We start from the raw sequence: 12517 nt of genomic DNA on the forward strand, positions 1-12517 counted from the left end.
TAGGGCAGTACCTGCAGCACGTGTGCGTGCTCACGTCCGCGTTCTGGCTACAGGTGTTCTGCCTGCACCTCACTCAGTCTGCCGATGAGGTCGAGAAGAGGAAACGCGCGAGAGTAATTCTGCTGATCGTCGCGCTCGTTGGACTCACTGCGTTCTACATCGTTGGCCCCGTGCGCAGCGAGTTGGCAAGCATGCCCTCCTCCGCAGGCAACAAGCCGTGGGTCGCCGAGTACCTCGCGATGTATGGCGGCTACCTCGCCATCGCCATGGCCGACACCGTGTGGATGTCTCGTCTAGCAAACCACGTACCGCGGCGATACCTCCGGATCGGTCTGCGGCTGCTAGGTGCGGGCGGAGCCTTCGGTCTCCTGTACGTGGCGCACCGCGTCGGTTACGGCATTGCTGTATCACTGGGGGTTCCGCCGCTTTGGATCGAGAATGGTTACATCGGGCCGAACGTCTTGCTGACGACGGTCTCGATCGCGCTCCTCATGAGCGGCGTCATGGTCCCTCCGATCGGTGCGCGCTGGGAGGCGCACACGGCCGCGAAGGAAGTGCATCCATTGTGGACTGACGTCACTTCAATCGCCCCTGAGCTCGTCTTTGCGCACCGAGGCGACCGCCTTCGCCGTCAGGTCACAGAGATCCGCGATGTGCTGATCGGCCCGCTTCATCCCTACCTTGACCCGCACATCTACCGCCGAGTTCTAGGCGCGGCAATCGATGGCGGGACCATCGAGAGTGACGCGGAAGTGACAGCCGAGGCGGCTGTCGTCGCTATCGCGATCGAGGCAAAGCGCCGCGATCTACCCGCGCTCACCGAAACACCGCTGATCATCGGCGGCACCGTCGATCAAGGCGACGACGCCGAAGGCGAACGCTTCGTTCGCATCGCCCGCGCCTACCGCAACTCGCCGTTCGTGGCGAACGCCCTGCACGAGTTCAAGGAACACCATGACCACGTCCACTGAGATCCAGCCCAAACCAATCGACCGGTTCGCAAGGATCTGCACCGAAGTTCTCGCACCCTGGGTGTGGGTTCTTGGCTTGCCCTTGGCCGTTGCATGGCAGGCCACGCACCACGTCTGGCAGGCATTGCTCTGGGGCCTGGTCGTGGGCATCACAGGATCTGTCATCCCGATGGTCGTGATCGTGCGCGGTGCCAAGAAGGGCAGGTGGGACAGTCACCATGTGACCAATCGCGAAGGGCGAGTGGTTCCGTTCGTGGCATGCACCAGCTCACTCGCCGCAGGAATCATCGTCCTGCTGTTCGGCGGCGCTCCTAGCGACATGCTCGCGCTCGCGCTCGCGATGTTCGCGACACTCGTCGTCAGCGTGATCATCACCTTTGGCCTGAGCTGGAAGGTCTCGATGCACTCTGCCGTCGCGGCCGGAGCTGTCATGATCCTTGCGATCGCTTACGGTCCTTGGCTCTGGTTCACGATGTTCGCGGCGGTGCTCGTCTCCTGGTCGCGGGTACGGCTTGGAGATCACACGGCCGCACAAGTCACGGTAGGCACCGGTGTCGGGCTGCTCGCAGGCGGATTTCTGTACTGGTGGCTTGCCGCAGCCCTGACGTAGTCCGAGCGGGCTGACTCTTGCTGACCCAAACGGGTTACTTCGATGCCAGCGCCTTGCGTTGCGGCTTGGCTTTCGCCAAGATCCTCTCCGGGTGAGCGCACGGGGAAGGAATGGCCATGTCGGCCGGTACTTGGACCCCGAGCGGGTCTGTTAGCAACGAGAAGTACGAAACGCCCTCGATCTTCGAGGCAGGTGGAGTTGTCGCCCTGACCAACGGAACTGGCAGGGAAGACACCGCCGACATGAACAAGTACTACTACTGATCGACAGACGTCGTGTGGTGGTTGGCGGGTCCCGCCGACCGTAGTTCTCACCACACCGCAGCGGTAGATGGTCCAGACTGGTCTGTTGTGGACGCTGCATGGTTGCGGCTGTCGCACGGCCAGTCTGGCCCTGCCGATCAAGTTCGTAGGGTCGATGCGCCCAACTGCCAACTGACGGTGCTCGGATTCAGCGGCGTGACCAACGCCGAACTGGCGAGCGTGGCACGTCGGGTAGGCAGAGGCGAACTTGATGCGCTGTCGTGCATAGGTGGTAGCTGCGTGGTTATCGCAGTGGGACCGGACGATGCGTTCGTGACCGGTGATCTCGCCGGTCAGCGTGTGGTGTTCTACACGCATACTGCCGATCACGGCTTGCTGCTGGGATCGCAATCGAGCCAGCTCGCTGAATTGACGGGAAGGGTTGTAGCAGCCGACTGGCTCGCGACGTACCTGACGGTGCCGCAGGCTTCCGACCTGTGGTGGACAGGCTCGCCGTGGCGTGACGTTCACGCTCTCCGTCCTGGGTGGGTGCTTCGCTTGCCGCGCAGCGGGGAGGTCGAGAGCTGGCCGCTGATCGAGCTCGACGAGCCACAGTCTGATCTGAGCGCGGCCGGCGCGGGTTTGGCCTTGGCACTTCGGCACGCCGTCCGTGGCAGAGTCAGTGCTGCGGCGCACGCTACTGCTGATCTCAGCGGTGGCTTGGATTCGTCAACGCTCGCAGTGCTTGCTGCCGGGGCGACCTCGCGCGAGTTCTCGGCCATCACGCTGGAGGCCGCGGACGTCGAGGACTCCGCATTGGCAACGAGTGTTGCGGAGGCGTTGCCTGGTTTGCACCACCGATGGTCCATTCCAGACGGTGTGCTGCCGTACTCGAACCTCGAAAGCGTGTTGGTGCCGGACGAGCCGACCGCGTTCGCGGCGAACGCAGCCAGATCAGCATGGTGGCTGCGCAAGATCGCAGCCTTGAAGTCAGATGTGCACCTGAGCGGCGACGGCGGAGACGCGGTTTTGATGGCACTTCCGTCGTATCTCGGTGACTTCGGACCGGGCTCGGTTCGGCAGCTGTGGAGTCACGCCCTTGGATGGGCGAAGCTACGCAATCTGCCGCCGCACGCATTGGTCAGAGCCGGGCTCGCGCTGCGGGGCACGAGCTATTCGGATGCGCTTCGCACACTGGCCGTTCAGATGGTGACTGACGAGGCTGCTCCGCGGGGTTGGACCACGCTGGTGAGCTGGCTCGGCTACAGCAAGGTGACGGAGTGGCTGACTCCGGAAGCGCGTGCTCTTGTGGCATCGAGATTGCATGCGCACGCCGCCTCTGCTCACAGTCCCCTTGTTCCAGGCCGCTTTGGCATCGGGGACTCCACAAGTTGGCTCTCGTTGATCGGCTTCGGTCGCGGTCAAAGGCTGTACGCAGAGACAGCGGCCAGGCTGGGAGTGAACCATCACGCGCCTTACCTGGACGATGAGGTGATCCTCGCTTGCTGGTCTGTCGCCGCCCGGGTCAGGACGACACCCGAGCAGGTGAAACCGCTTCTGCTGGAAGCATTCACGGGCGTTGTTCCGGCATCGTTGGTTCGACGTACTACCAAGGGGGACTACTCCGGGTTGGCGTACCAGGGACTGAAGCGGAACGCAGGTTTTCTGCACGACTTGTTCACCAACTCCCGGCTCGCTTCCTGCGGGCTGATCGATGAGCAAGCTGTTCGCTGGACGATCGAGACTGCGGCGGTTGGGATTCCGATTCCGCTCGGCGCGTTTGACGAGCTCGTCAGCACCGAACTCTGGTTGCGCGCACAGAAAGACGGATCGGCAAGTCGATCGCGTCCGAAGGGGGAACACCATGCGAGTACTCGTTGAGCCTGGAGTATCGAGCACTTTCCTCGGTGGTGGCGGCATTGCGGTCCTCTCGGAGCGCACGGGAAAGTTGCACGTTGGCAACTCCACGGCCTCCGCGATGTGGTCAGCGATCGTCGATCACGACGGGGACGTCGACCGTGCAGCAGCCGCTGTTGCGACGTTCTTCGGTGTCGACAACCGCAAGGTGAAGGTCGACCTCGAACAGCTGGTCGGTGCGCTGAAGCAGGCTGGTCTCGTCAGGACCGAGCCATGAGCATGCCGATGGCAACAGGTGTTGCCCAGCGGTCCTCTCTGGCGGCGACCTTGGTCGGAGCCTGCGTCACGTTGATCGTAGGCACTGCTGTCCGTTGTCTCCCATTTGCTCGGGTCACCGCAGCGGCGCGATGGTGCTCCGCCAGAACGACGCGGGTAGCTCGCGAGAGCGATGTCGAGCGTGTGCTCGGGTGGATCGACTCTGGTAGCAGGCTGATCCCCTTTCGCGTCGCGTGCCTCGAACGCTCTCTCACCGCGTTGTTTGTGCTGTCACTTAGCCGCCGTGGCGTGATCTGGCGCATGGGCGTGCGGGGTTTTCCCTTGGCCTCCCATGCCTGGATCAGCAATCTGGATGGGCGCCCCCTCGGCGAGGCGGGTTCCGTCGCCGACTACCGCACCATGCTTGAAATCTCACCGCTAACAGAACTGGATCGGAGACGCACGTGAGCGACATCGTGACGGCAGCCGCAGCCGCCGTCGAGTACGACAGCTGGGTTCGGACGGACGACGGGCGCACCATCCCCCAGAGTTCGGCAGACAGCCGAATTCAAAGCATGCTTCAGATGCTCGACCTGAAGCCGGGCATGAGGGTGTTGGAGATCGGCACGGGTTCGGGCTACTCGGGCGCGCTGTTGAGCAAAGCAGTTGGTGAGAACGGGTATGTCGTCTCGATCGACATCGACGCGGATCTGGTCGAGCGGGCGAGCCAACTGCACAAGCAGGCGAACAACTCGAACATCGAGGTACACGCGGCTGACGGATTCGCAGGTTGGGCACCTTCCGCGCCTTTCGATCGAATCGTTGCATGGACTACGCCCGATGTCCTTCCGGCGCCGTGGATCGAGCAGGCTGCGGCCGGCGCGGTCGTCGTGTCACCTGTGAAGCTCGCGGATGTCGCGGCGGCGAACGCGCTGGTTCGTTGCGTCGTCGGCGACACGTTCGAGAACAGCGAGCTTCATCCCGGAAGCTTCATCGAGATGGCTGCGGAGGTGATCACCGAGCTCGGATTGCCAGTCCGTTACGTGAACGCGTCCCTTCCGGTTGATGGTGCGCCGCCGTGGTGGATCAGCGCACACCTGCTTCATGAGCAGCCACAGGAGACCGCTGACAGGCTTCTGGACGAGGTTCGCTTGGCTGCGCCACAGCCAGAATTCTTGCCTGTCGACACGGAATCGAGGCTGGCGTTCAACGCGTTCGTCCTCGCGCAGACCGACTCGCCGGCGAGTCTGGGAGGTCCAGTCGGCTGGGGCGTCGGCGTGGCCACCTCGGACAGCATCGCGGTGGTACTGCCGGACGGCGCAGGGTTGACGGCCGGAACGTCGGAGGCTTTCGATCTGCTCGCCGAACTGGTTGACGAATGGCACGAACTCGGCGAACCGAGGCATGACCGTCTCGAACCGACGTTCACGAAGAGCAAGAACGGTTGGCAGGTTCGCGCACGGTTGCGCGTCACGACCGGCTGATCTGGCGGACGCAACGAAACGGCGGGACCAGAATGAATGCCTGGTCCCGCCGTTCCCCCTCGTCAGGTGCGGCGGTTGGGTGAGCGCACATTTGGATGTGTGCTTGCCGCAGCCCTGAGGTTCTTGGGTGTCACCTGTTCGATCAGTCGGGGTCTCGCGCTATGTGACGCCCGCCGTTAGGCATCAGTGCTGCGGCAACCTTGAAGAACGGGCCGGACATGCCGCCAAGGCGCTGCGGTCCCCCGGATGATGCGTCGGTGTTCAGCTCGTCAAGCAGCCGACTCCACACAGCTATGCCGTCGCTCCACCGCACCTGTACGACGTCGAGATAGCCGCCGCGCAGGAACCTGGTCAGGTGCATCCCGACGACCTGTCCTTCCTCGTCGATGAGAGGCAGGCGCCGAAAGCCACCGTCGTGCAGTCGTGTGAGTAGCTCTCCGCTGTCCATCAGTGATCTCCGTGCTGTTGGTCGGCCTGGGACGTGCGTCGCGCCGTTGCAGGCGCACGCCCCAGGCCGTGTGCACCCGGCTGCTGTCGGGAAACAGCCGGGCAGATCGGGAGAGCCAGCCGCCGGGCTTCAGCTCAACGTCGAATCGCTTGCAGAGCGCACGACGCGACGGCCGCCCACAATGGCAACGGGGCTTGTGTGGGCTCTTCGACCCACCGGAGCGAACAGCCGCTACTTGCAGGGCTGGGCGGCAGTGGCACCCGAGCGTCCTGGCCGAAGTGCTCGACGCCGTAGATGGCCAGCGTCCTCGCTGTCTCGTTGCCGTGATCCATGTCGCGCGGTGTGCAGAAGAACGCCCAGGTCGATCGCCCCTTCCTACGCACCTCCATGACCGGCGCGGACAGGTTGTGCTCCTTCAGCAGATGGTTGACCTCACCAGCGAGGCCCATCGGCATCGCCAGGATGTCCACGACAAGGCCGCATGTCACGACCACCTCGTTGGCGTCGTGCTCGATCGGCCAACCGTGTGTGAAGGCGTACTCCCTCGCTGCAACCGAGAGAGGGGAGCAGGCCGCTGGAGTGCCGCAATCCGAGCGCGGCCCGCTCAACCCAAGAGCGACCGGCACCGAGCGGGATGGGGTGCGGACGGTCGCAGAGAGCACGAACGGCAAGGCCGTGTCCCGGAGACGTGAACCGGGCTCGATTCCTCCCATGACCAGCACAATCGTCTCCCTTCCCTACCGACCGTGCGAGTACGGTCACTGGAAGCGATCGTGTCGGCGAACCGGTGCGCGAAGTGACAACGAAGTGACAAGGCTCTTACGGAGGGTGGGGCATCAGCGGGGCGAATGGCATCGTGGAGGCAGGAGTTAGGAGGTCCATCGTGAACGACGACATGACCGGTGTGGGCAAGCGCGTGGCCGACGGACGTAAGTTCGCTGGCTGGAACCAACAGGAACTCGCCCGCCGTACCAACTTCTCGGTCAGCCTGGTTCGCAAGGTTGAGCAAGGACGGACACCAGCTTCACCTGCGTTCGTTTCTGCGTGTGCACGCGCGCTGAACGTCGGTGTTGCTGATCTCCTCGAACTGCCGTACCCCCGGCTCAATCGCGAGGAACACCGAGTGCACGGGGTCATCCCCGTCATTCGCCGCGAGCTCGCTGCGTACAACATCGGGCCCGACGAGGACGTGCAGGTTCGCGACCTCGGCGAACTCGCTCTTGCAGTCGAGCACGTATCGCAGCTACGCCATGCCGTGAACTTGGACAAGCTCGGCGCAGAGATTCCTGGTCTGCTTGAGGAGCTGCGCGCCGCGACGTACACCCTTGACGGCTCCGCAAAGGAACGAGCATTCGGACTGCTCGCCGAGGCCTACAACGCGGCCTCCCAGTTCGCTTACAAGCTCGGGTACATCGACTTGGCGTCGCTCGCGGTCGACCGCTACGAGTGGGCAGCAGAACGCTCCGGCGATGAGCTTGCTGTCCTGATAGGTGACTATCAGCGTGCGGGAGAAATGATCTGCGCGGCCGACTGGAGTTCGGCACTTCGGCTACTCGAACGCAGCCGATCCCGGATCGAAGACCAGGTCGGCGGAAACGATCTTCCGACCATTGCCACCTGGGGCAACCTCCACCTGAAGTCTGGACTCGCCGCAGCGCGATCAGGACAACGTGAACTCGCGTATGACCACCTCGCCCAGGCACAGGAAGCTGCGACACGTCTCGGCGTCGACCGCGACGACTACCGGCTCTGTTTCGGTCCTACGAACGTTGGCATCTGGTCGGTTGGCCTGGCCGTCGAACTGCTCGACGGTACCGAGGCCATTAAGCGTGCCGAGCGCATCGTTCTGCCTAGCAACGCACCCAAGGAACGTGTGGGACACCACTACATCGATCTCGCCCGTGGACTGCTCATCCACGGCGACCGACGCAAAGCTTTCGCCTCACTGTCGAAGGCGCGGGAAGTCGCGCCCACGCAGACCCGCTATCACCCGATGGTGCACGAGACCTTGCGTGTGCTGGTGCGGGACGAGCACCGTCGAACCGACACACTGTCGGGATTCGCGCGTTGGGCAGGCCTCAATCTCTGACAACGGCTTGCAGCGATCCACGTAGGGGGATGTGGTGGCAAAGAAGGCCGGTGTTCTGCTGCCTGCGGTCGTGCTCGTGGCAGCCGCAGCGCTCGTGGTACCTGACCTAGGAGCACAGATCGGCGACGCCGTCTCAGGGTTCTTCGGTGGTGTCGAACTCGTGGGGGAGGGCGATAAGCAGTTCATGGTCGCCGCGTCGTCCTCGTCGCAGGTACGCAGATGCACGCCGGAACAAAGTCTCACGCAGGAAGCGTGCGACAACTTGAAGTTCGTGATCTTCGATGCACGGAAGATGCCGTTCATCACCCGGAATATCTCGACGGCGTGGAAGGCAGCCAAGCCGGGAGTTCTGACGAAGGACTCCACGGCGGAGCCGGGAAACCGCAAGGTCGTCTGCCTCAGAAGCTTCCCCAGAACGAACGGCGGGCAGTGCGACGAGTATCCGTTCGCGAGCACGCGCGAGGGCGGCGCAGGTGCGCAGGAGATGGAGGTGCCGCCACGAGAGAACGCCTGCCAGGGCGGCACGCTCGGGGCCAAGTATGGTGCGGGCGGTATCCGGGACGGGGACAGCTTCCTAGTGGTGATCACTCATCCCGATAGCATCGCTCAAGGCCCTTACCAAGGCGTTGACATCGCGAGGGACGTAGCCTGCGGATGACTCAGCCCACAACGACGCTCGACCTGGAAGTGGAGTTCAGCCACAGCCAGGTCTACATCTACTCGGTAGCTCCCTGGGAGAGCGATCCCGAGGGACACAACGCTGTACTACGCGCCTTGGATGATGCGCACACGTCGCGCCGGTTCGTGGGTGTCTCAGAAGGACTGATTGACTTCCTGACCGCTGCGGAGTGGAACTTCAACGCGCCGATGCGCGTGGAGACGTGGGCAGTTGAGCCAACTGATGATGGCGAGAACTGGGACCACGTGGTCGATGTCGATCTCGACGTGCATAACGGCCGCTTGATGTTCGAGGGGTCTGGAGGGCGTCCGCCGATTCCGTGCGAGGTTCCATCGGGCTCCTACCGCATTCGGCTGGCGGGGCGTGGCTACACCCAGGCCCAAGAAGGTGTTGAGGGCATGGACGCCTACCGGCTCCAGCTCTGGCCCCGCAAGGGGGATGAGCCGCCGACGCTGAGGAAGCGGTGGCCCGGCTTTGAGAACTGGGGCTAGGAGTAGCCCTCAATCGGCTCGCCGTCGCTGTACAGCCTTCTGACCAGGAACTATGTGTCCTGAGTCTATGGGGACATCAGTGCCAGTTTGACATTGCCGTGGTCGACGTGTCCCATGGTGCCGATGTTGAGGTGCGGCTTGGCACGCACGAACTCTTGCTTCATTGCCCTGTGTTCCTCAGGAGTCACAGCTGGAGGTTCAGAACCGATGGACCGCTACAACCCTCCTCCAGTGGTCCTGAAGGATGGACTGGAGAAGGGTCAGAGTCGGGCGCCGGCCAGCTGTGCCGAGGCAACGGCGAGCGCGCCCGCAGGAACACCTGCGAACGTGTTGTGCTCAGCCGTCAGGAACATGCGGTGATCGTGACAGGGCGGCTAGATCGTTGTCACCTGGTTTTCCGCGAGCCCGATCAACGCCCGCGCGGCCGGGCTGTGCGGACCCTCCGAGCGCCACGCGAACGCGAGTCTGCTGTGCGGAGAGGGATCGGTGATCCGCACGGCGTGCAGGCCGGAGACCATGGACGCCGCGAGGATCGCCGGCCCGAGCCCGCGCTGTGCCAGCGTGATCACCATCGGTGGCGCGGACGCCTCGAACGCGATCCGCGGCCGGCGCGCACCGCAGGCGGCGTCCAGCGCCCCGCGCAACCCCGTCCCCGGTGGCAGGCTGATCAACCCGCGCTCCAGCAGTTCGTCCAGCGGAACGGATTCCCTGCCGTACCAGGGATCCGTGGCTGCGACTGCGGCCACGAGCGGCTCGTCGGCCAGCACGCGGACGGACAACCCCTCCGGCTCCGCGCCCGCGTAACCGACCAGTGCGAAGTCCAGTCGACCGTCCACAAGGGACGAGATCAGCTCGTCGGAGTTGGCCTCCGTCAACGTGATCTCGACAGCGGGGTGGGCCGAGTGGAACTCCGACAGCAGCTCGGGGAGGTCCATGATCCCGCACGACACGACCATCCCGGCGCGCACGGACCCGCGCACCAGCCCGGCCATCTCCTCCACGGTCCGCCGTGCCGACTCCACCGACCCCAGCGCCGCCCTGGCGAGCGGCAGCACCGCCGAGCCCACGTCGGTCAGCGTGACCGTGCGGCCCGACCGGTCCAGCAGCGCGTGCCCGAGCTCCCGTTCCAGCCGCCGGATCTGCGCGCTGACCCCCGGCTGCGCGACGTGGACCCGTTCCGCCGCCCGCGTGAACGAGCCCGATTCCGCGACCGCGACGAAGTACTCCAGCTGGCGAAGCTCCATAACCAATGATTATAGCCAGCCGCACAACTAGTTCTTGGACATATAAACGCAGCTCAGCAACCCTGGAGTCATGCAGATCTTCTACCCCGGAGACACCGGTTACGACGAGGAACGCAGCGGCTTCCAGACCGGACTCCGCCACGAGCCGCAGGTGATCTTCGCCGTGGAGACCGTGCAGGACGTCGAAGAAGCGCTTCGGTACGCCGAGACCCGCGGCCTGCAGTACGCGGTCCAGGCCACCGGTCACGGCCTCACCACGGCGACCACCGGCGTCCTGATCTCCACCAGGCGCATGAACGAGGTCCGGATCGATCCCGCGACCCGCACCGCGAGGGCCGAAGCCGGCGCGGTCTGGCAGCAGGTGGTCGAGAAGGCGGCGGACCACGGCCTCGCCCCGCTCAGCGGCGACGCCAGTGACGTCGGCGTCGTCGGTTACACCCTGGGGGGTGGGTTCAGCGTGCTGGCGCGGGAGTTCGGTTTCGCGAGCGACCGCGTCCGCACGACCGAGAAGTCCGGTGACGTCGTCACCGCGCTGGAGTTCGAACTGCTGCCCATCACCCAGGTCCACGCGGGTGAGATGTTCTTCGAGGCCCGGCACGCGGCAGCGGTCTTCGAGGCGTTCCACGGCTGGGACCTGCCGGACCACGTCACGCCGGCGCTCACCACCCTGGGCGACGTCGTGCGCGTCACCTTCGCGAGCACGAAACCGTTCGACGTCGGCCATCTCCGCGTCGCGCCCGTGCTGAAGGAGGAGTTCGGCGTGAAGCCGTTCGCCCAGGCCGCCGGCAGGCCACTGCCCCCGCACACCTACCAGGGCGACAACGTCCTGCTCGAGGACCTTCCGCTGGAAGCCCTGCACCGAGCCCGGGAGACGGCCGCGCACTCCAGCGCCGAGATCTTCCTCGGCGTGCTCCCGCTCGGCGGCGCCCTCGGCACCGGGGCCACCCACCTGATCAAGCTCATCTCGCCGCGGCTGGGCGTCGAGGAGCAGCACGAAGAGGTGTTCGACCAGGTGCGTTCGTTCGTGGCCGGACGGTCGCGGAACTTCCGGTACGCCGTAGGCTGATCGGCATGACCCGAGTGGTTCTCGTGGAGGACCACGACATGGTCGCCGAGGCGATCGGCCTGGCCCTGGAACGCGCCGGGATCGAGGTGGTCGCCCGCGCGTCCACCGTCGCGGCCGCGCTCGCGGAGACGAGCCGTGGCGAGCCCGACGTCGTTCTCCTCGACCGCAGGCTGCCGGACGGTGACGGCACCGCGCTGATCGGGCAGTTCGTCGGGATCGGCGCCAAGGTGCTGGTGCTGACCGGTGAGGCCACCGCGTCGGTCGCCGCGCGCGTCGCCGAGGCCGGTGGCGCGGGCCTGATCCTCAAGTCGGCACGGCTGGACGACCTGGTCGAGGCCGTCCGCAGGGTCGCGGCGGGCGAGGTGGTGTTCGACCCGAAGCTGCTCGCGGGCGTGCTCGACCGGCTGACCGGTCGTGTCAACGCCACGGGCGCCACGCTCACCGCGCGCGAGCGCGAGACGTTGTCGCTGCTCGCGGACGGTGCCGGTACCGAGCAGATCTCGACGCGGCTCGGCGTCGCCCGCAACACCGCGCGCAACCACGTGCAGCACGTGCTCGACAAGCTCGGCGCGTCCTCGAAGCTCGAAGCGGTGTCGATCGCCCGCCGCGAGGGCCTGCTCGACTGATGCATCTGCACCAGACGACCTGGGTCGGTTGCATCTGCACGAAGCGCCGCCTCAGGAGCAGTGTGGTCTTGTGGCCAGAAGTTCGCTCATCGAAGCCGTGTTCTCCCTGCCGGAGAACGACCGGCGCGGTGGTGTGGCGCTCGCCCGCGACTTCGCCCGCCGGGCCGCGCAGAGGTGTGGTTACCGCGGCCACCACGAGGACGTCGTCCTGGTCGTCAACGAACTCACCACCAACGCGGTCCGCCACGGCGGCGGCCGTCCCGTCGTGCACATCTTCGGCGGCGAGGAGCAGGTGCTGGTCGAGGTCGTGGACGACGCGGCCGCCCACGCCGAACCGCGAGCGCCCGGCTGGGGCCTCCAGCTCGTCGCCGTCCTCGGTGAGAGCTGGGGCGTCCTCGAACGTGCTGGCCAGAAGGTCGTCTGGTGTGAGCTGACGGTGTAGCCGCCATGATGAG

Annotated in this window: 15 protein-coding genes; 12 read left to right on the plus strand and 3 right to left on the minus strand. The window is 65.2% G+C overall.

What is annotated here, in order from left to right; genetic code table 11:
• The 6 genes from SK571_RS29255 to SK571_RS29275 form a co-directional block, all read left to right on the plus strand.
• Positions 1 to 971, plus strand: a 971-nt coding sequence (locus tag SK571_RS29255) for an MAB_1171c family putative transporter (RefSeq protein WP_319987296.1), incomplete at its 5' end; no start/stop codon positions are given.
• Entirely contained in the window at positions 955 to 1581 is a 627-nt protein-coding gene (locus SK571_RS29260; RefSeq protein WP_319987297.1) for a phosphatase PAP2 family protein, read from the plus strand. The genes SK571_RS29255 and SK571_RS29260, both read left to right, overlap by 17 nt.
• Before the next feature lie 350 nt (positions 1582 to 1931).
• On the plus strand, positions 1932 to 3704 hold the full coding sequence (locus tag SK571_RS29265; protein WP_319987298.1) for an asparagine synthase-related protein: 1773 nt from the start codon (positions 1932 to 1934) through the stop codon (positions 3702 to 3704).
• On the plus strand, positions 3688 to 3957 hold the full coding sequence (locus tag SK571_RS29270) for a PqqD family peptide modification chaperone (RefSeq protein WP_319987299.1): 270 nt from the start codon (positions 3688 to 3690) through the stop codon (positions 3955 to 3957). Before SK571_RS29265 ends, SK571_RS29270 begins: the two co-directional genes overlap by 17 nt.
• A gap of 8 nt (positions 3958 to 3965) precedes the next feature.
• Positions 3966 to 4403, plus strand: a complete 438-nt coding sequence (locus SK571_RS46430; RefSeq protein WP_406602057.1) for a lasso peptide biosynthesis B2 protein — start codon at positions 3966 to 3968, stop codon at positions 4401 to 4403.
• Positions 4400 to 5419, plus strand: a complete 1020-nt coding sequence (locus SK571_RS29275) for a methyltransferase domain-containing protein (RefSeq protein WP_319987300.1) — start codon at positions 4400 to 4402, stop codon at positions 5417 to 5419. Before SK571_RS46430 ends, SK571_RS29275 begins: the two co-directional genes overlap by 4 nt.
• A gap of 142 nt (positions 5420 to 5561) precedes the next feature.
• On the opposite strand, the gene SK571_RS29280 is transcribed toward SK571_RS29275, so the two are convergent.
• Positions 5562 to 5867, minus strand: a complete 306-nt coding sequence (locus tag SK571_RS29280) for a CBS domain-containing protein (protein ID WP_319987301.1) — start codon at positions 5865 to 5867, stop codon at positions 5562 to 5564.
• Between the two features lie 134 nt (positions 5868 to 6001).
• The gene (locus SK571_RS29285) at positions 6002 to 6337 is read right to left on the minus strand and encodes a hypothetical protein (protein WP_319987302.1); all 336 of its coding nucleotides are present in this window, start codon (positions 6335 to 6337) and stop codon (positions 6002 to 6004) included.
• 413 nt (positions 6338 to 6750) lie between these two features.
• Between SK571_RS29285 and SK571_RS29290 the strand changes: the two genes are divergently transcribed.
• The 3 genes from SK571_RS29290 to SK571_RS29300 are packed head-to-tail and all read left to right on the plus strand — an operon-like array spanning position 6751 to position 9126.
• Positions 6751 to 7956, plus strand: coding sequence for a helix-turn-helix domain-containing protein (locus tag SK571_RS29290; RefSeq protein WP_319987303.1), 1206 nt, complete (start codon positions 6751 to 6753; stop codon positions 7954 to 7956).
• 34 nt (positions 7957 to 7990) lie between these two features.
• Complete coding sequence (locus tag SK571_RS29295; RefSeq protein WP_319987304.1) at positions 7991 to 8614, plus strand: NucA/NucB deoxyribonuclease domain-containing protein; 624 nt, start codon at positions 7991 to 7993, stop codon at positions 8612 to 8614.
• Positions 8611 to 9126, plus strand: a complete 516-nt coding sequence (locus SK571_RS29300) for a hypothetical protein (RefSeq protein WP_319987305.1) — start codon at positions 8611 to 8613, stop codon at positions 9124 to 9126. The genes SK571_RS29295 and SK571_RS29300 overlap by 4 nt, the downstream gene beginning before the upstream one ends.
• A 374-nt stretch (positions 9127 to 9500) precedes the next feature.
• Here SK571_RS29300 and SK571_RS29305 read toward each other — a convergent pair whose 3' ends face one another.
• Positions 9501 to 10370 carry a LysR family transcriptional regulator gene (locus SK571_RS29305; protein WP_319987306.1) on the minus strand — a complete coding sequence of 290 codons (870 nt, stop codon included), beginning with the start codon at positions 10368 to 10370 and terminating at the stop codon, positions 9501 to 9503.
• A gap of 70 nt (positions 10371 to 10440) precedes the next feature.
• Between SK571_RS29305 and SK571_RS29310 the strand changes: the two genes are divergently transcribed.
• From SK571_RS29310 to SK571_RS29320, 3 genes are all read left to right on the plus strand, one after another.
• A complete protein-coding gene (locus tag SK571_RS29310; protein WP_319987307.1) occupies positions 10441 to 11436 on the plus strand; it encodes an FAD-binding oxidoreductase in 996 nt (331 codons plus the stop codon).
• 5 nt (positions 11437 to 11441) lie between these two features.
• Complete coding sequence (locus tag SK571_RS29315) at positions 11442 to 12062, plus strand: response regulator transcription factor (protein WP_319987308.1); 621 nt, start codon at positions 11442 to 11444, stop codon at positions 12060 to 12062.
• A gap of 70 nt (positions 12063 to 12132) precedes the next feature.
• Positions 12133 to 12504, plus strand: coding sequence for an ATP-binding protein (locus tag SK571_RS29320; RefSeq protein WP_319987309.1), 372 nt, complete (start codon positions 12133 to 12135; stop codon positions 12502 to 12504).
• Positions 12505 to 12517 lie beyond the last annotated feature (13 nt).

Source organism: Lentzea kristufekii (genome assembly GCF_033949925.1).
GTDB lineage: Bacteria > Actinomycetota > Actinomycetes > Mycobacteriales > Pseudonocardiaceae > Lentzea > Lentzea kristufekii.